This window comes from Cupriavidus ulmosensis, assembly GCF_977008105.1.
The window spans coordinates 3,037,703-3,055,469 of sequence record NZ_CDRMWP010000002.1 but is presented as its reverse complement, the minus strand read 5'-3'; the positions used below and the strand labels follow the sequence as shown (position 1 = coordinate 3,055,469).

13 protein-coding genes are annotated in these 17,767 nt (G+C 70.5%); 8 read left to right on the top strand and 5 right to left on the bottom strand.

The annotated features are described in order from the left end of the window. Window positions 1-97 precede the first annotated feature (97 nt). Window positions 98-1,060: a fimbrial protein gene (locus tag ACWTPI_RS33180; RefSeq protein ID WP_155888021.1), complete on the top strand. Its 963-nt coding sequence runs from the start codon at window positions 98-100 to the stop codon at window positions 1,058-1,060. 321 nt (window positions 1,061-1,381) lie between these two features. After that, complete coding sequence (locus ACWTPI_RS33175; RefSeq protein ID WP_454733896.1) at window positions 1,382-2,671, top strand: EAL domain-containing protein; 1,290 nt, start codon at window positions 1,382-1,384, stop codon at window positions 2,669-2,671. 129 nt (window positions 2,672-2,800) lie between these two features. Here the strand turns inward: ACWTPI_RS33175 and ACWTPI_RS33170 are convergent, their stop codons facing one another. Together ACWTPI_RS33170 and ACWTPI_RS33165 are read right to left on the bottom strand one after the other, a co-directional pair. Further along, window positions 2,801-3,505, bottom strand: a complete 705-nt coding sequence (locus ACWTPI_RS33170; RefSeq protein ID WP_454733895.1) for a LuxR C-terminal-related transcriptional regulator — start codon at window positions 3,503-3,505, stop codon at window positions 2,801-2,803. Between the two features lie 499 nt (window positions 3,506-4,004). Beyond that, window positions 4,005-4,676, bottom strand: coding sequence for a response regulator (locus tag ACWTPI_RS33165; protein ID WP_454733894.1), 672 nt, complete (start codon window positions 4,674-4,676; stop codon window positions 4,005-4,007). Between the two features lie 100 nt (window positions 4,677-4,776). Here ACWTPI_RS33165 and ACWTPI_RS33160 point away from each other — a divergent pair, with 100 nt between their 5' ends. Next, the gene (locus ACWTPI_RS33160) at window positions 4,777-7,893 is read left to right on the top strand and encodes an ATP-binding protein (RefSeq protein ID WP_454733893.1); all 3,117 of its coding nucleotides are present in this window, start codon (window positions 4,777-4,779) and stop codon (window positions 7,891-7,893) included. Here the strand turns inward: ACWTPI_RS33160 and ACWTPI_RS33155 are convergent. Continuing rightward, on the bottom strand, window positions 7,890-8,237 hold the full coding sequence (locus ACWTPI_RS33155) for a hypothetical protein (RefSeq protein ID WP_020202229.1): 348 nt from the start codon (window positions 8,235-8,237) through the stop codon (window positions 7,890-7,892). The genes ACWTPI_RS33160 and ACWTPI_RS33155 overlap by 4 nt on opposite strands. Window positions 8,238-8,783: 546 nt before the next feature. Here ACWTPI_RS33155 and ACWTPI_RS33150 point away from each other — a divergent pair. Both ACWTPI_RS33150 and ACWTPI_RS33145 read left to right on the top strand, forming a co-directional pair. After that, window positions 8,784-10,250: an amidohydrolase family protein gene (locus ACWTPI_RS33150; RefSeq protein ID WP_454733892.1), complete on the top strand. Its 1,467-nt coding sequence runs from the start codon at window positions 8,784-8,786 to the stop codon at window positions 10,248-10,250. A 105-nt stretch (window positions 10,251-10,355) separates the two neighbouring features. Then, window positions 10,356-11,990: a Na+/H+ antiporter gene (locus ACWTPI_RS33145; protein ID WP_059411906.1), complete on the top strand. Its 1,635-nt coding sequence runs from the start codon at window positions 10,356-10,358 to the stop codon at window positions 11,988-11,990. A 44-nt stretch (window positions 11,991-12,034) separates the two neighbouring features. On the opposite strand, the gene ACWTPI_RS33140 is transcribed toward ACWTPI_RS33145, so the two are convergent. Both ACWTPI_RS33140 and ACWTPI_RS33135 read right to left on the bottom strand, forming a co-directional pair. Next, window positions 12,035-12,358, bottom strand: coding sequence for an antibiotic biosynthesis monooxygenase family protein (locus tag ACWTPI_RS33140; protein WP_454733891.1), 324 nt, complete (start codon window positions 12,356-12,358; stop codon window positions 12,035-12,037). A gap of 124 nt (window positions 12,359-12,482) precedes the next feature. After that, the gene (locus ACWTPI_RS33135) at window positions 12,483-13,268 is read right to left on the bottom strand and encodes an AraC family transcriptional regulator (RefSeq protein WP_454733890.1); all 786 of its coding nucleotides are present in this window, start codon (window positions 13,266-13,268) and stop codon (window positions 12,483-12,485) included. 203 nt (window positions 13,269-13,471) lie between these two features. Between ACWTPI_RS33135 and ACWTPI_RS33130 the strand changes: the two genes are divergently transcribed. From ACWTPI_RS33130 to ACWTPI_RS33120, 3 genes are all read left to right on the top strand, one after another. Continuing rightward, a complete protein-coding gene (locus tag ACWTPI_RS33130; protein WP_454733889.1) occupies window positions 13,472-14,926 on the top strand; it encodes an SLC13 family permease in 1,455 nt (484 codons plus the stop codon). 111 nt (window positions 14,927-15,037) lie between these two features. Continuing rightward, entirely contained in the window at window positions 15,038-16,261 is a 1,224-nt protein-coding gene (locus ACWTPI_RS33125) for an MFS transporter (protein WP_454733888.1), read from the top strand. A 476-nt stretch (window positions 16,262-16,737) separates the two neighbouring features. Next, the gene (locus ACWTPI_RS33120; RefSeq protein ID WP_454733887.1) at window positions 16,738-17,688 is read left to right on the top strand and encodes a DUF535 family protein; all 951 of its coding nucleotides are present in this window, start codon (window positions 16,738-16,740) and stop codon (window positions 17,686-17,688) included. Window positions 17,689-17,767: the final 79 nt, after the last annotated feature.

Genomic DNA, 17,767 nt, shown 5'->3' with positions numbered 1-17,767 from the left:
GGCCGAAGGCAACGGCAGGTGGCGGCGCCGCGCAGCCGGCGCGCCACACGCCGCGTCCCGCAATCCGGGTGCAGTTCAAACAGACAGGAACCCAAGCATGAACAGACTTCTTTCCATCGTCATGCGCGCGGCCCGGGCGGCCGCGCGGATCGCGCCCGCCCGCTGGGCGAGGAACGGCCTCGTGGCCGCCGGGCTGATGGCCGCGCTGTCGTCGCCGGCATTCGCCCAGTACGTGTTCGGCCAGTCCACCATCACGGTGCCGGCCAGCGTCGCCGGCGGCACCGTGGTCGCGCGCGACTACCTGACGCCGTCGCAGCTTTGCTACGGGACGACCTGCACGCTGACGTACATCGAGATGTACAAGTACGGCGGCGCCGAACGGGTGCCGGGACCGGACGTCCTGACCACCGTCACCGGGCTCTCGACGCGTCTGATCATCAACGGGCAGACGATGATGGCCGGGCCCAGCACCGTCTCCTTTTCGCGGCCCATCGAGATCCAACTGGTGTCCAACGGGACCAAGGTGGTCGGCGGCCCGCTCAAGGCCAACGGCGCCACCCTCTCCCCCGCGTACTACATCCTGTATTTCTCGAACGGGAACACGAAATACCAGATCTTCCTGGCGGCGACGGTGCAGACCATCGACGGGACCTGCTCCACGCCGAGCCAGGCCGTCACCCTGCCGCCGATCGCGCTCGGCAAGCTCGGCGCCGTGGGCAGCAGCGCCGGCGGCGTGGATTTCAACGTCCGGCTGAACAACTGCCCGGCGGGCTTCAACCGCGTGGGCTACAGCTTCGTGCCGGTCGGCTCCGAGACCAGCGCCTACACCGGGGTATTGCCGCTCGGCGCCGACTCCACCGCCACCGGCGTGCGCATACGGATCACCGATGCCAACGGCACGCCCGCCACGTTCAATCAGTCGATCAAGCTCAATGCTTACAGCAAGACGACCGGCGGCTCGTACGCGGTTCCGTACAAGGCGACATACATCAAGACGGCGGACCCGGTGACGGTCGGCAGCGTGAAGGGCAGCGTGATGGTGCTGGTCGACTATCAGTAGATGGCGCGCGCGGATGGACAGCCAGTACGGAAGGAAAAGCGGAAGGAAAACCAAAAGGGAAAGCGAACGGGCGATGGCGTCATCCCTGTTCGCAGGACTGGGAGGATGCTCATGAAAGCGACGGTGGAAAGCAGGAACGAGGACCGGGTCCGCGCGCGCGCGGCCGGTGTGGCCGGTGTGCCCGGTGTGGCCGGTGTGACCGGTGTGACCGGTGTGGCGGATATGATCCGGGCGCGCGGCCGCGGCAACGCGCGGCACGCGCCGGCATCCGGCCGGCGCATGGCGCCGGCCCGCACGGGAGAGGGCGGCGCCGCGCGCCGGATGCCCGGCGCCCACACGCAACTGGTCGTCCTGGCCGCGCCGGGCGACGTGCCGGCATGGCTCGGCGCCGCGCTGCGCTGGCTGTCCGGCGTCACGGTCGAGTTCGCGGGTTCGACGGATGCCTTGCTCGCACTGCTGGCATCCGGCATGCGCACCGTCGTCTTCGCGCAGCTCTGCCGGGACAACGGCGAAGGCCTGTTCCTGCCCTCGCGCCTTGCCGCCGCGCGCGACGAAGGCCGGCTGGCGGCGGTGCCGCCGGTGGTCTACGCGACCGAGCTGTCGCGGCAGGCGCTGGCGTCGCACGCGCGGCTCGCCGGGGAGGCGGGCGTTCCGGTCCATATCCTGTGCGAGCGCTCGCCGCACGCGGTTGCCGGCGCGCTCAGGCAGGTCATCGCATCGTTGCCCGACGTCCCGCATGGCGCCGCGCCGTCGCGCGGCGCCGCGGCGGACCGGCAGCAAGGCTGCGAGGCCGCGTTCGTCGACGCGCTGGCGCGGGACGAGGGCTTCAGGATCGTGGTACAGCCGCAGTTCTCGCTGCGCGACGGCCGCATCGTCGGCGCCGAGGCGCTGTCGCGCTGGAGCCATCCCGAATTCGGCGCCGTGTCGCCGGCCACGTTCATCCCGTGGACGCAGGACGCGGCCCGCGCGCAGCGCTTCTTCTTCCTGCAACTGGGCCGCGTCGTCGCGGTGCTCGGGCGCGCGGCCCGGCTGGGCCGGGCCGTGCCCGTCGCGGTCAACGTTCCCTGTGCGCTGTTGTCGTCGGCCGGTTTCGTGCCGGCCCTCGAGCGCGCGCTGGCGCAGGCCTCGCTGCCCGCCTCGCTCATCAAGCTGGAACTGACCGAAAGCGAGCCGGTGCTCGACGAGCTGGCCTTGTCGTCCTCCATCCACTGGCTGCGCGCCAGGGGATTCGGCGTGTCGATGGACGATTTCGGCACCGGCGCGGCGTCGCTGAAGATGCTGTGCGACATGCCGTTCGACGAGATGAAGATCGATGGCGCGCTGGTGCGCCGCATGGCGGACAGCCCGGCCCTCGGCGGCGCGCTGGCCGCCACGGTCCATCTGGGGCTGGCGCGGGGCATGACGGTGGTGGCCGAGGGCATCGAGTCCGTGCAGGCGGTCGCCGCGCTGCGCGCGGCGGGCTGCTCGGCGGGACAGGGTTATGCGCTGTGCCGGCCGCTGGAAGCGGCGGACTACCTGCAGCGCCTCGCGGCGGGCGGCGGATTGCCCGGGCTGGGCGCGAGCGTTCCGGCAAGCCGGCACCCCGCCGTCGAGAGCGGGGAAGGCCTGTAGGCCTTTCCCCCGCAGCAAGGCCGATTGCCTGGCTGCCCGTAAACGCAAACGTCCCCGCAATGGCGGGGACGCGCTTTTTGGGGGCGGGACAACCGCGTCCGCCCCCGTCAGGCATCAGGCATCAGGGGTTCAGGGAATCTCCCTCGCGTGCGCGCCGGACAGGTCGTCCGCCGGAAAGAGCAGCGAGGCGCCTTCATTGCCTCCGTTCAGCACGAACGTGATGAGCTCCACGTCGTTCGACGCGCCCACCTTGCGCATGGCGCTTCGTTTCTGCGAGCTGATGGTCTGCTTGCTGCGTTTCAGGTGTTCCGCAATATCGGTCACGGTATTGCCCGACGCGAACAGCCGCACCACTTCGGCCTCGCGCGGCGACAGTTCGGTGGCGAGGTCGGCCGAGCCTTTGTTCAGGGGGGTCGCGATGGCCCTGATGGTCGGTGACGTGTACGTCCCGCCCGCGAAGCTGGCGTGGACCGCGGTGATGATGTGGCCGGTCGAGTCCGCCATGCTGATGAACGACAGGCCGCTGTGCGCGGCCAATGTCCGTATCACGGCGGGATTCCTGATCGTCGTCAGCACGACAAGCCCGATATTCGGAAAATTCCTCTGCAAATAACCGAGCAGCGCCATGCCGTCGCCATATTCGCCATCGGACATCGTGTAATCGCAGATCACGACGTCGCAGGCGACATGCTGCAGCAGTTCGACGAGTTCGGTGGTGTTCAGGCAAGTGCCGACGAGCTCTATGTGGCCCGCGCTCTCGAGAACCTGTTGCAGTCCGATCAGAACCGCGGGGTGGCTGTCGGCGATCACAACGCGGATTGAGAATTTATTCATGCCATTTAATCCGTTGAGTAATGGGCGCGCGCGACAAGGGCATGGGTATCCCGTTTCCCGGTGAGGGAACGGGTACGGCGGCGACTGGGCGGCAATGCGAAGCTCGGCCCGTCGGGGGTACGGTGCCCTTGTCGTCGCAACCAGTCCTGGCGGATGCCTTCCGTTTGCGCCTCGCGTGGTTCACACAAGGGACTGGTGCAATGGGGAAGCCGCCGAAGTCAGTTTAATAATAGGAATGGATGGCGCCAATCATACGATTGATCGACTTTACTTATTTTGATTAGTACTCGTACGAAATTCATTCCAGACCGAAAAAATCAATGTTTTTTGGCACTGAAATTAAGATTTTGGCTAAAAGCGGAGATAAAAACAGGATAAAAGAAAAGGCATGGCGCGGGCATCTTCCCATCGCCATTGCGAAGCGATGGCGTGATGGCGCGGTGGCTTCCGGCGGCAATGCGGCGACAAGCCGGCGCGCCGCCGGCAGGCAGCGAAGCGCCTATTTGCTGTCTTTGCCGGGCGAAGCGACGAGCCCGCCCTCGATCGCGTAGCGGATCAGCTCGACGTCGTTCGCGATGCCGAGCTTGCGCATGGCCATCACTTTCTGCGTGCTGACGGTCTGCTTGCTGCGGTTGAGCCGCTTCGCGATATCCGTCATCGACAGTCCCGAGGCGAACAGCCGCGCCACCTCCAGCTCGCGCGGCGAAAGCGGCTGGCCGGTGCCCGCGCCCTCGCTGCCGGCCACGACCTTCTCGATGGTCGGCGACAGGTACGAGCCGCCGGCGTAGCTGCTGTGAATCGCGGTGATGATGTGGCCGGTCGCGTCCGACTTGCTCAGGATGGTGGTGATGCCCGCCGCCAGGAGCGCGCGGATGACCGCCGGGCTGTCCATGACCGTCAGCGCGACGATGCCGACCTTCGGATAATGGCGCCGCAGGTATTCGAACAGCGCCAGCCCGTCGCTGTGCTCGCCGCCCGGCATCGCATAATCGGAAACCACCACGTCGCACGGCTGCTTCTCGAGCGCGGCGATCAGCTCGGTGGCGTTGCGGCAGGTCGCGACGATTTCGGTCGTGCCGATCGGCTCCAGTGTATGGACGAGACCGCGCAATACGGTAGGATGGTCGTCGGCGATCACGACCTTGATCGAAAACTGGTTGTCAGCGCTCACGATTTCTCCGCCATGCCATGCGTTGTCCCTGTGCCGCGGGCCGTTGCCGCGTGCCTGGATCCCGATGCGCGAACGCATCAAAGAGCAACGGTAATCTACCATGCCTGCATCGTCGTCTCCCAGCTTGCTCGCCCGCGTCCGCGGCCATCAGCGCATCGTCCTGTTCATCGGCTCGGCGGCGCTGACGCTCCTGATCCTGCTGGCGTTCGCGCTGGGTCTCGCCGGTCTCGTGCGCGAGGACCTCAACGACGAGCGGCAGGCGTTCCAGCGCGACCTGGGGCGCGTGATGGACGTCGTCAGGGCGAGCGAGACGCGGGTGCGCATCGCCGCCGTCGGGATCGAGACCGCCTGGGAGGGCACCGGCGCCGCCGATGCCGCCGACGTGAGCGCGTTCGAGGCGCAGGACGGCCGCATCGTGTTCCCCGTCACGCCGGACTCGCGCGGCGCGCTGGTCCTGCGGCTGGCGCGCGGGCAGGGCGCCGGCGGCGAGGCGGCCGGCCATTTTCTCGCGGTGGCGCGGAGCACCGCGGGCGCGGGCAGCAGCCTGGTCAAGACCATGAACGACGCGGTCGGGCTGCCGTGGGGGCTGAGCGGCTATTTCGTGGCGCCGGCGGCCGCGCTGGTGGGCATCAGCCCGCTGCCCGACCTGGCCGGCGCGCCGCTGCCGCGCATCGCGGCCGATCCGGCCAGCCTGTCCGCCTACTACGGCGCGGGCCTCGAGCAACTCGCATCGTGGTCCGCGGCGCCGCGCGGCGCCAGCCGGCCGCTGCGCTGGCTGCGCCCGCGGGCCGACCCGCTCACCGGGCGGCCGCGCCTGCGCGTGCTCGCGCCCATGACGGCGAACGGGCGGCCGATCGGCATCGTCGCCGGCGAGTTCAGCCCGGAGCGGCTGCTCGAGCGGCTGGAGCCGGGCTCGTTTTCCGGGGTCTACCGCGTGGCCGACGAGCGCGCCGAGGCGGTGACGGGCAGCGCGTCCGACCCGGCGGCGCTGCCGCCGGCCGGCGCCGGGGCGGCGCAGTGCCGCGGGCCTGCCGCGCCCGGCGCCGCCGGGACCTATCGCGACGGCATGCTGCTGCTGTGCGCGCCGCTCGGCGACACCGGCTGGACGCTGGCCTACGCGGTGCCGGGCCGGGTCATCGCCGCGCGCGTGGCGCGGGACGGCGCCGCGCCGGCCATCGCCACCGGCCTGGCCATCGCGCTGCTGTGGGCCTTCGTGCTGCTTTTCAACCGCAAGATCCTCGTGCCGCTGTTCGCGCGCTCCGAGCGCGTGTTCGACAGCGAGCACCTGAGCCGCACGCTGATCGAGACGGTGCCGGTCGGCCTCGCGCTCGTCAACGCGAACGACAACACCGTGCTGCTGGAAAGCGCGCACATGCAGGCGCTGGAGCGGCGCATCGGCAAGGCGGCCGACGGGCAGCTCGGCGACGTGCTCCGGCGGCACGCGCCGGCCGCGTTCGGCGCGCCGGGCGGCCGCGCGGCGGCGGCGTTCGACGTGGAGCTGAACCTGCCCACCGGGGACGGCGGCACCATCGACGTGGCCGCGAAGCTGGCGCCGTCGCACTACCAGGGGCAGCCGGTGGTGGTGGCGACGCTGGCGGACGTCACCACCGAGCGCCAGCTCGCGCGCCAGCTGTCCGCGGCGAAGCAGGCGGCGGACAGCGCCAACGCGGCGAAGAGCGCTTTCCTCGCGGCGATGAGCCATGAGATCCGCACTCCGCTCAACGCGATCCTGGGGCATCTCGAATTGCTCGAGCGGCTGCCGCAGGCGGCGCCCGTGGCGCCGCGCGTGCGCACCATCGCGTCGTCGTCGCGGGCATTGCTGGACATCCTCAATGACATCCTCGACTTCTCCAAGATCGAGGCCGGCGAGATGCGCTTCGAGCCGATCCGCTTCGACGTGGCGGCGCTGATCCGCGAAACGGTGGCGATGTTCATGCCGCTGGCGCAGCGCAAGGGACTCGCGCTGGAGGCGCATTTCGACGCGGCGCTGCCGCGCTGGTACACGGGAGACCCGGGCCGGGTCCGCCAGATCGTGGCGAACCTGCTGGGCAACGCCATCAAGTTCACCGAGCGGGGGCGCGTGTCGGTCGACGTCGATGCGGCAGCCGATGGCACGGATGGCACGGATGGCGCGGCGGCGCCGCTGCGGATCCGCGTGGCCGACACCGGCATTGGCATCGCGGCCGCGCAGCAGGCGCGCATCTTCGATGCGTTCGACCAGGTCGACGTGTCGGTCACGCGCCGCTTCGGCGGAACGGGGCTGGGGCTCGCGCTGTGCCGGCGCATCGCCGGGGCGATGGGCGGCGCCATCGCGGTGGCGAGCGAGCCGGGCCGCGGCAGCACCTTCACGGTGACGCTCCCGCTGCGGCCGGCCGCGGGCGGCGCGCCCGCGCATGACGATGCCTCGCCCGCGGCCGGCGACGCGCACGACGCGCGCGGCATCCACGTGCTCGTGGCCGAAGACCACGAAGTCAACCGCGAGCTGATCCGCGACCAGCTCGACGCGCTGGGCTATACCGGCGACATCGTCGAGAACGGCCTGGTCGCGCTGCGCCATTTCAACGAGCGCCACTACGATCTGGTGCTGACCGACCTGTCGATGCCGGTCATGGATGGCTACACGCTCGCCACGTGCCTGCGCAACCAGGGCGCGCGCACGCCGATCGTGGCGATCACCGCGGACGTCACGGCCGCCGATTCGCAGCGCCTGCGCGACGCGGGCATCTCCGGCGTGCTGCTCAAGCCGATGTCGCTGGCCTCCATCGACGCCGCGGCGCGGCGCTACCTGAGCCTGGCGGCCGACCCGCGCGCCGAGGCCGCCATCGAGGCGGACGCGGCGGGCGCCGATGCCGCGTTGTCCGAGATGCTGCTCGGCACGCTGGAGCAGCGCACCGCGCAGTCGCTCCAGGCCGCCGCGAGCGCGATCACGCGAGACGACCGGGCAACCGTGTCGGCGGAGGCCCATTCCATCAAGGGAGCGTTCGCGATGCTGCATGCCACGGACGTGGTCGAGGCCTGCTCGCGGCTGGAAGCGCTGCTGGCGGACCGGCCCGACGCCGCTTCCGGCGTCATTTCCGGCGTCACTTCCGAAGTCACCTCCGGCGCCACCCCCGGCGAGCTCGCGCAGGCGCTCGCCGAGGTGCGCAGCCGGGCATCGTCGGCGCTCGCGCGCATGGCGCGCGATGCCGGGTTCGGGCGGGTCGATGCCGGCGGCTAGCGGTAGGTGATGACCGCGGTCATCCGGGAATGGCGCGCGGCGGCGAGCGCCGGCAGGCCGATCGACTGCGTGCGGTGCGTGAACCCGACGTGGCGCGCCGGGAGGTGGCCGGGCGTGCCGGTGAAGGCAACCTTGCCGGCGACCGGGCGCGGGCAGGCCGTGTGGAACCGCATCCGCTCGCTGTCCGCGGGACGCACGCTGAATGAACACGGCGGCTCGACCAGCGCGCCGCTGAAGCGGATGGTCCCGCCCGTCTGCGCGCTGGCGGCGGCGCAGGAGAGGAGCAGCGCTGCGAACAGCGACGAGGCAAGGATGGTGTGAGAGACGATCGAACGGCGTGCCATGGAAACCTCCGCGAGATGAGGTGCGTCGCGGCAATCGACATGTCCGTCGGAAGACTGGCGATTAACCGCCGCACATGGAAATCGAGATCATGCCTGGTAATTGAATGACCGATTGAGTGGTCGATTGAGTGGTCGATTGAGTGGTTGATAGAATGGTTTAATGAATGAAAAATCGATGCGCCGGGATTTAAAGATTAATCATTGCCCGGTTGAATAAATTCTGTGCGCATCATGAAATGACCGCAAGCAGGGCAATCCCTAGGAATTCCGTGTCATAAAAAAATTGAACCAATTCGCGGTGAAAGGCGCGGCGGGCTTATGGCGATGGATCGTGGTCATGCCTATCGTTCTTTTTCGCATTGGCCGACGTTGTCCTATCGCACATATCCGATTCACTGCGCCCCAATCCGGTGCGTTATGTCCGCAGTGTGTCAAACCGGCGCGCATGCCGGCGCGGTATCGCGCCATCGCGAAATCCAGTTTGCGAAAGATTCGCCGGCAGTGAGAGAATGCAGCCTGCTGCCACAGCAAGCCGCGGAGAACGGAATGACGAACATGATTGGCAATGAGAGTCAGCGTCTGGCGTACAACTCCCGGTGCCGTTGCCGGAGTGACCTGACGCATGCGGTCCTGCGGCGGCTCGGCGAGGCGGCATCGGGCCGCCTGCCCATGCAGGAGCTCGCGGCCGGCGCCGCGGCGGGCGGGCCCGCGCTGGCGGCGCCGGTGCCGGCGCAGGCCGCGGCGCGCCCGACGCGGCTCAGGGGCGCGCGGATCTTCGACGGCAAGTCGGACGCGCTCCTGCAGGGCCTCGACGTGATCGTCGCTGGCAACCGCATCGAGGACCTCGTTCCGGCCGGGCAGGACGCGGGCGATGCGCAGGTGATCGACTGCGCGGGGCACGTCGTCATGCCCGGCATGATCGATGCGCACTGGCATTCGATTCTCGCCGCGGTGCCGCTGAACGTGGCGATGACGGCCGACATCACCTACATCTACCTTCTCGCGGCGCAGGAAGCCGAGCGGACCGTCCTGCGCGGCTTCACCACCGTGCGCGACGTGGGCGGGCCGTCGTTCTCGCTCAAGCAGGCGATCGACGAGCACCGCATCGCGGGCCCGCGCATCTTTCCTTCGGGCGCGATGATCTCCCAGACCTCCGGGCACGGCGACTTCCGCCGGCGCGGCGAGCTGCCGCGCACGGCGCTGTGCTCGCTGAGCGCGGCGGAAGTGGCGGGCATCTCGTCGATCGCCGACGGCGTGCCGGAGATGCTGCGGCGCGTGCGCGAGCAGCTCATGCTGGGCGCCAGCCAGATCAAGATCATGGCCGGCGGGGGCGTGTCGTCGATGTTCGATCCGCTCGACTCGGTCCAGTACACGGAGGACGAGATGCGCGCCGCCGTCGCCGCCGCGTCGGACTGGGGCACCTACGTCTGCGCCCACGTGTACACCTCGGCCGGCATCCGCAGGGCCATCGCGTGCGGCGTGAAATCGATCGAGCATGGCCAGCTCGCGGACGAAGAGACCGTGCGCCGGATCGCCGACGCCGGCGCGTGGTGGAGCCTGCAGCCGTTCCTGGCCGACGACGACGCCAACCCGAAGGCGACCGACGCGCAGCGGCTGCAGCAGAAGGCGATCGCAGAAGGCACGGTGCGCGCGTTCGAGCTTGGCCAGAAGCACGGCGTGAACATGGCGTGGGGCACCGACGTCCTGTTCAATCCCGCGGGCGCGCTGACGCAGGGCAGGCAACTGGCCAAGCTGGTCCGCTGGTTCGGTCCCGCCGACGTGCTGCGGCTCGGCACCAGCCGCAACGCCGCGCTGCTCGGCCTGTCGGGCGCCCGCAGCCCCTATCCCGGCGCGCTGGGCGTCATCGAGCCGGGCGCGTTCGCCGACATGCTGGTGATCGGCGGCAACCCGCTCGAGGACATCACGCTGATCGCGGACCCGGCCAGGAACATGAAGATCATCATGAAGGACGGCCGCATCCACAAGAACACGCTGGGCGTGCCGTACCACTAGCCGGCCCGGCGAGGGGATGCGGGGGACGCGGGGGGCGCGGGGGGACGCGAACGGACATGCAAGGCCGCGGCGCGGCGCGGATACGGGGCAGCCGAAGGGGGCGCATTGGAAAGCATCAATATTGCCATTGCCATGCTGGGCGCGGTGCTGGTGAGCGGCGCGGCGGTGCGGGTCATCCCGTGGCCGGTGCCGCTGCCGCTGCTCCAGATCGCGCTGGGTTTCCTGATCGCCGGCGTGTTCGAGCGCGGTGTCAGGCTCGACCCCGACGTCTTCTTCCTGCTGTTCCTGCCGCCGCTGCTGTTTCTCGACGGATGGCACATCCCCAAGGACATGCTGCGGCGGGACAAGCTGGGCATCTTCCAGCTTTCCGTGGTGCTGGTCGTCATGACCGTGGTCGGCGCCGGCTACGCCATCCACTGGATGATTCCGTCGATGCCGCTGGCCGTCGCGTTCGCGCTGGCCGCCATCATCTCGCCGACCGATCCGGTGGCGGTGGCCGGCATCACGCGCCGCCTGACCGTGCCGCGCCGCATCACCTCGATCCTCGAAGGCGAGGCGCTGTTCAACGACGCCAGCGGGCTGGTTGCGTTCCGCATCGCCATCGCGGCGGCGATGACCGGCGCGTTCTCGCTCTCGTCGGCGGTGATGTCGTTCCTCTGGGTGGCGGGCGCGGGGCTGGCGACCGGCGCGCTCGTCACGGCGGCCGTCATGCGGCTGCGCGACGGCTTCACGAAGCGCTTCGGCGAGGAGCCGCGTTCCGAGGTGCTGCTGAGCCTGCTGATCCCGTTCGCCGCGTATTTCCTCGCCGAGCACGTCGGCGCCTCGGGCATCCTGGCCGCCGTGGCCGCCGGCGTGACCATGAGCTACGCGGAGCTGTCGGGGCGCGTCAGCGCGTTCGCGCGCATGCAGCGCCAGGCGGTGTGGGACATGGTGCAGTTCGTCCTCAACGGGATCATGTTCGTGCTGCTCGGCGAGCAGTTGCCGCGGGTGTTCCGCGCGGCGGCGCGGACCGTGACGCAGGCCGGGGACGACCCGTGGCTGCTGCCGGTGTACGCGCTGCTGATCTGGCTCATGCTGGCGGCCCTGCGCCTGGCGTGCATCTTCGTCTCGGTCAGGCTGGCGCGGATCGTGCGCAATGCCACGCCGCCGCCCGAGGCGCGCGCCACGCCGCGCATCATGCTCGCGCTGTCGCTGGGCGGCGTGCGCGGCGCGGTGACGCTGGCCGGCGTCATGACGCTGCCGCTGCTGCTGCCCGGCGGCGAGGCGTTCCCGGCGCGCGACCTTGCGATCTTCCTCGCCGCGGCCGTGATCATCATCTCGCTGGTCGGCGCGAGCATCGGCATGCCGCGCCTGCTCAAGGGCATCGAGCCGGCGCGGTCCTCGCCGCACCAGCGGCAGCGGGAATTCGCGCGGCAGGCCGCGCACCGGGCGGCGGTGAACCGCATCTCGACCATCCTCGACGCGCAGCGCGAAGAGGATTCCTCGCTGGAGGCGCGCCGCTACATGGACGTGGTCGACCAGGTGCTGGCGGGGCTGCACGAGCCGCTCGGCCATGCCGCGGAGCCGGCGGGCGACGGCCACAAGCCGGTGCGGCGGGACGTCGAGCGGGCCATGCGGCGGGCCGCGATCGAGGCATCGCGCGAAGCCATCTACAAGCTCGCGCGCGAGCGCGAAATCTCGGACGAGGTGGCGCGCGACATGGTCCGGCTGCTGGACCTGGAGGAAGTGCGGCTGGCCTGACCCGCGCCGGCGCGGGCGGGGTGCGCGGTGTCGGTTGCGCGGTATCAGTCCGGCGAGAAATCGTAGTCGCGCTCGACCCGGCAGATGCGGGTCTTGTAGGCCGCGTACCAGCGCTCGCGGCCGAGCCGCTGCGCCATCAGGTGCGCGGCGTCGCGCTTCCACGCCGCGATCGCTTCGAGGCTTTCCCAGTAGGACACCGTGATGCCGATGTCCTCGCGCGCCGACTCGACGCCGAGAAAGCCGGGCTGCCGCGACGCGGAGGCTTCCATCGCCTCGGCCATCGCGCCGTAGCCGTCGTCGGCCCCGGTGCGGATGGAGGTGAAGATCACGGCGTAATAAGGGGTGGCGCGGGTGTCGGCAATGGGCATCGGAGGCCTCTCGTCGCGTGGGAAGGGGACTGGCCGGCCATCTTACCAAGGCCCCGCCGGGTCGGGTGCCGTCGGCCCGTTCGCCGGCCCATTCGTCGGTCCATTCGTCGGCCGACGCATCGGCCTACGTGTCGGCCCGGTGCGCCATGAAATCGCGCGGCGCCTGTCCCAGCGCGCGCCGGAACATGGTGGAGAACGCGCCGGCATTGGCGTAGCCGGTCTCGGTTGCCACGTGCCCGAGCGGCTTGCCGCGGCTCATCAGGTCCACCGCGTGGGCCAGCCGCAACTGCTGGCGCCAGGCGGCGAAGCTGGTGTGCAGCTCGGTGCGGAACAGGCGCGCCAGCGTGCGCTCGCTGGCGCCCGTGCGCGCCGCCCACTGCGCCAGGCTCAGGGCCGAGCCGGGCGCTTCCATCAGTGCGTCGCACAGCGCCTTGAGGCGGCGGTCGGCCGGCAGCGCCAGCCCGGGCCACAGCGCGGGCGCCGCGCGCAGCTCCTCGATCAGCAGCTCGGCGCTTAACTGCCGCCGGCGCGGCGACAGGTCCGCCGCGCCGGCGAGGGCGACCAGCAGCTGCCGCATCAGCGCCGACACCTCCAGCACCGTGCAGCTCGCAAGCGACAGCGGCGCCGCGGCCGGCAGCACGTAGCAGGCATGCAGCGCGGCATCGCCGAGCGTGACGGTCTCATGCTCCACGTCCGGCGGGATCCACACCGCGCGCATGGGCGGCACCACCCAGGTGGTGTCCCCGGCCGTCACCCGCATGCTGCCGCGCAGCGGCAGCGTGACCTGTCCCCATGCGTGGCGGTGGCGGCGGATGATGGCGTTGGGCGGCGGCAGGCGCAGGTGCACGACGACCGGCTGCGCGGCGGTCGGTTCGGTCAGCGGGATGGGCTGGTAGGTGGTGCGCATCATCGGCAGGTGTCTCGTCGCGGGGATTCCCGGGGCAGATCCTGCACCGGGTCCGGCGTGATTTTCGGTGCGAATTCCGGTGCGAATTCCGGTGCGATTTCCGGCGGTGGCCGGAATTCGTAAGAAGTTGCCCGGAAAGTGTAACTCCGCCAAACGCGCGCGGCCTAGCATGACCGGCATGCCAAGGCACCACGGAGCCCGCCCCCATGAACAACACCATCAGCAACGCCAGTCCGGCCACCGCCACGGCCGGGCCCGCGGCCAGCCCGCCGCCCGCCGGCAAGCTTTCCGACAGCGCGCGCGCCGCCGCGGTCATCGCCGTGTGCGTGGCCGCCGTGTGGCTGGCGGGGCGCGCCGCCGGCCTGCCGGCCCCGCTGGTGACGGCCGCGGCGCTGGTGGCGTCCACCGTGTGCTGCTGGGCGCTCGGCGTGCTGCCGGAGCCCGTCACCACGCTGCTGTTCTTCCTGTGCGCGGTGCTGCTGCACGTGGCGCCGCCCGCGGTGGCGTTCTCCGGCTTCGCCTCCACCGCGTGGTGGCTGATGTTCGGCGGCGCAGTGACCGGCGTGGCCTTGCGCCACACCGGGCTGGCGCAGCGCCTGGCGGCCATCGTCTTCCGCGGGCGCACGGGCAGCTACCGGCAGGTGATCGCCACCGTGGCGCTGAGCGCGGTCGGCCTGGCTTTCCTGATGCCGTCGACCACCGGGCGCGTGCTGCTGCTGATGCCCATCGTGCTGGCGCTGGCGGACCGCCTCGGCTACGCGCCCGGCTCGAACGGGCGCATCGGCATGGTGCTGACGGTGGCGCTGGCCAGCTACATGCCGCCCACCACCATCCTGCCGGCCAACATTCCCAACAGCGTGCTGCTCGGCGCGGCCGGCTCGCTGTATGGCATCAACCTCAGCTACGGCAGCTACCTGCTGCTGCATTTCCCCATCCTCGGCGCGCTCAAGACCGTGCTGCTGGTGTGGCTGGTGTGCCGGCTGTTCCCGGAAGCGGGGCGTCCCGCCGCGCCGCCGCCGCAGGACGCGGGCGCGCCGGGCCGGCAGGAAACCGTGCTGGCGGCGATCCTGGCGCTGGCCGTGGCCGGCTTCGCCACCGACGCGCTGCACGGCATCTCGCCGGCGTGGATCTCGCTGGCGGCCTGCATCGTGTGCCTGCTGCCCGGCGTGGGACTGGTGTCGCCGCGCATGCTGGCCGAGCAGGTGCACCTGACGCCGCTGATCTACGTGGCCGGCTTCCTCGGCCTGGGCGCGGTGGTGGAGTCCACCGGGCTGGGCCTGGCGATCAGCAGGGCGTTGCTGCAATGGCTGCCGCTGGCGCCCGGGCACGACGCCGCCAACGTGGCGGCGCTCGGCGCGATGGGCGCCGCCCTGGGGCTGGTGGCCACGCTGCCCGCGCTGCCCGCCGTGCTTACGCCGCTGGCCGGGGAGCTGGCGCAGGCCACCGGCCTGCCGCTGGAAAGCGTGCTGATGCTGCAGGTGCCGGTGTTCTCCACGGTGTTCTTTCCGTACCAGTCGCCGCCCATCGTGATCGCCATGCAGCTCGGCGGCGTGGGGCTGCGCGCCGGCAGCCGGCTGTGCCTGGCGCTGGCCGCGCCGACCCTGCTGGCGCTGCTGCCGCTGGACTACTTCTGGTGGCGGCTGCTCGGCTACCTGCCCTGAGCGCGGCGATGGCCTGCAAGCTCGGGCCATCTGAGGCATGATCTCGACCTTCGATCCGTGGCTCGCCCGAATGCGGGACCGGCCCGGCTCAACCGTAGGAATGCAATCGACATGACGACAAGAGCGGACTGCGCCGCGGCAACGCAAGCCGGCCCGGTGGGCGGCGCCAGCTGGATGACGCTGCTGCTGGCCACGGCCTGCGGGCTGATCGTGGCCAACCTGTATTACGCCCAGCCGCTGATCGGCCCGATCGGCCACGCGCTGGGGCTGTCGCCGCAGGCCGCCGGGCTGATCGTGACGCTGATCCAGGCCGGCTACGGCCTGGGCCTGCTGCTGATCGTGCCGCTGGGCGACATCATCGAGAACCGCCGCCTGATCTGCACGCTGCTGGCGGCCAGCGCGGTGGCGATGGCGGTCGCGGCGCTGGCCGGCCACGCCAGCGTGTTCCTGGCCGCGGCCGTGTGCATCGGGCTGAGCTCGGTGGCGGCGCAGGTGCTGGTGCCGTTTGCGGCGCACCTGGCGCCCGAGCACGTGCGCGGCCGGGTGGTGGGCAACGTGATGAGCGGGCTGATGCTCGGCATCATGCTGGCGCGGCCGGTCTCCAGCCTGGTCACCGACCTGTTCGGCTGGCACGCCATCTTCGCCGGCTCGGCGGTCGGCATGGCCGTGCTGACCGCCGTGCTGGCGCGGCTGCTGCCCGACCGCCGCCCGGCGCCGGTGCGCTACGGCGCCTTGCTGGCATCGATGTGGGAACTGCTGCGCACCCAGCCCGTGCTGCGCCGGCGCGCGGCCTACCAGGCCTGCATGTTCGGCGCCTTCAGCCTGTTCTGGACCACCGTGCCGCTGTGGCTGGCCGGACCGGAGTTCGGCCTGAGCCAGAAGGGCATCGCCCTGTTCGCGCTGGCCGGCGTGGCCGGCGCCGTGGCCGCGCCCATCGCCGGGCGCCTGGCCGACCGCGGCCTGGGCCGCCCCACCACCGCGCTGGCGATGGCGCTGGCGGCCGGCGCCTTCCTGCTGGGCATGGCCGGCACGCCCGGCTCGATGCCGGCGCTGGCCGCGCTCACCATCGCCGCCATCACGCTCGACTTCGGCGTGGCGGCCAACCTCGTGGTCGGCCAGCGCGCCATCTTCTCGCTCGGCGGCGCCATCCGCGGGCGGCTCAACGGCGTCTTCATGGCGATCTTCTTCGCCGGCGGCGCCATTGCCTCCGCGCTGGGCGCCTGGGCCTTCGCCCACGGCGGCTGGATGCTGACCAGCTGGATCGGGTTCGGGCTGCCGGTGCTGGCGGGGCTGTATTTCGCGACGGAGCGGCGGCCGGCGGCGGCACACCGCTGAGCCGGGGCCGGATTGGTCCCGGATTGTCCGGACTGCCGCGGAATGGGCGAGGGTAGGCGCTGACTTCGTGATGGCGCCGGCGCTTTCCCGGTGCCTTCCTTTGCCCGCGCGGGGAGGGAAACAGCAAGTGGCGAGCTGATCTTGTCGAGCGCGCGAGGCCGGCCCCAAGCCGGCCTTTTTTGTTGTCCGCAGAAATTCCCCACTTTCCTGTCAACGGGAACTATTACTGTTCGTTACGAAATATTACGGGCCGGATACATTTGCCTGGCCTCCCGTCCGTCGGGAGACCTGCCGTCTCGTAAACATCGTGTCAGATGCCGCGGACAGACAAGACCGGTTACCGGCTTAGCTGCGGAACAGGGGAGCTTCAAGCCGTGCAGGGACCAGTGTCGAGCCTTCAATGGCTCTCGGCAATCCACGCCCGTGGTTTATTCCGTGACTTCGGGCCGTTTTTCTACTTTCGCTATCTGGCGACATTGAGCGCGCTGGCGGTGTTCTGTTATCCGCAATATGGCGCGCGCTCGCGTCTCAAGCGCCTGAAACTGTTCTGCCGCTCGGCGTTCCGCTTCGCGGCGGTGCGCGCCTGGCTGCAGGCGGTGGATGCCTGCGCGCTGATGCGGTGCGTGGCGGTGGCCAGGCCGGCGCTGCTGGAGCGCCCGTACCGCCCGCTGGGTGTGTCCGGGCTGGGCTTCCGCGCGCGCATGGACACGGTGCTGGACCACTATCGCACCCTGCGCGCGCTGGTGCCGATGGCGCTGTGCGAGCGCATCTACGTGCATGGCGGGCTGGCCTGCGCGTTTGGCGAGGCGCGCTATGCGCTGCGCCTGGCCGACTCGGGGCCCAACCCCAAGGAAGGCGAACTGGCCTTCTACTGGCAGGACACCGCCAGCGGCACCTGCCTGAGCCAGCTCAGCTTCTACCTCCGGCAGGGCAAGGATGGCGCGGAGATCTTCGTCGGCGGCCTGCAGGGCCCGATGGGCGAGCACAGCCGCGACCTGATCCGCGAATCGACCAAGGCCTGCGATGGCCTGCGGCCCAAGGACACGGTCATGGCAGCGCTGCTTGCCCTGGCGGCGGCGCTCGGCGCACGCCGCATCGTGGGGGTATCCCGGCGCAACCACGTCGGACGCCAGCGCCATACGCCGCGCGCGATCCTGTGCGACTACGAAAGCTTCTGGGCGGAGTACGGCGGCGTGCCGCTCGGCTGCGGCAACATCGGCATGCCGGTCGACCAGCCGCGCCGCGACGTGATGGAACTGCCCTCCAGGAAGCGCGCCGCCTATCGTCGCAAGCAGGCGCAGGCCGACGGCATCCAGGCGGCCGTGCAAGGCTGGCTGGCCGCACCCGACGCCATGCCGGCCACCATGCATGCGCCGGCCCTGATGCAGGTCAGGCCGCCGGAAGGCTCGTCGCCGATGGCGGCCTGAAGGCGGCCTGAAGGCGGCATCAGGGCGGCATCAGGACGGCATGCTGCGAGGCGGCGCCGCGCCGCATGCCAACAGGACG

Bases quoted from the DNA above. Each gene is read 5' to 3' on its own strand.
- ACWTPI_RS33155 (WP_020202229.1), bottom strand. From the start codon at position 8,237: ATGGCACGCCGTTCGATCGTCTCTCACACCATCCTTGCCTCGTCGCTG.
- ACWTPI_RS33125 (WP_454733888.1), top strand. From the start codon at position 15,038: ATGACGACAAGAGCGGACTGCGCCGCGGCAACGCAAGCCGGCCCGGTG.
- ACWTPI_RS33160 (WP_454733893.1), top strand. From the start codon at position 4,777: ATGCCTGCATCGTCGTCTCCCAGCTTGCTCGCCCGCGTCCGCGGCCAT.
- ACWTPI_RS33150 (WP_454733892.1), top strand. From the start codon at position 8,784: ATGACGAACATGATTGGCAATGAGAGTCAGCGTCTGGCGTACAACTCC.
- ACWTPI_RS33170 (WP_454733895.1), bottom strand. From the start codon at position 3,505: ATGAATAAATTCTCAATCCGCGTTGTGATCGCCGACAGCCACCCCGCG.
- ACWTPI_RS33175 (WP_454733896.1), top strand. From the start codon at position 1,382: ATGCCCGGCGCCCACACGCAACTGGTCGTCCTGGCCGCGCCGGGCGAC.
- ACWTPI_RS33130 (WP_454733889.1), top strand. From the start codon at position 13,472: ATGAACAACACCATCAGCAACGCCAGTCCGGCCACCGCCACGGCCGGG.
- ACWTPI_RS33180 (WP_155888021.1), top strand. From the start codon at position 98: ATGAACAGACTTCTTTCCATCGTCATGCGCGCGGCCCGGGCGGCCGCG.
- ACWTPI_RS33135 (WP_454733890.1), bottom strand. From the start codon at position 13,268: ATGATGCGCACCACCTACCAGCCCATCCCGCTGACCGAACCGACCGCC.
- ACWTPI_RS33140 (WP_454733891.1), bottom strand. From the start codon at position 12,358: ATGCCCATTGCCGACACCCGCGCCACCCCTTATTACGCCGTGATCTTC.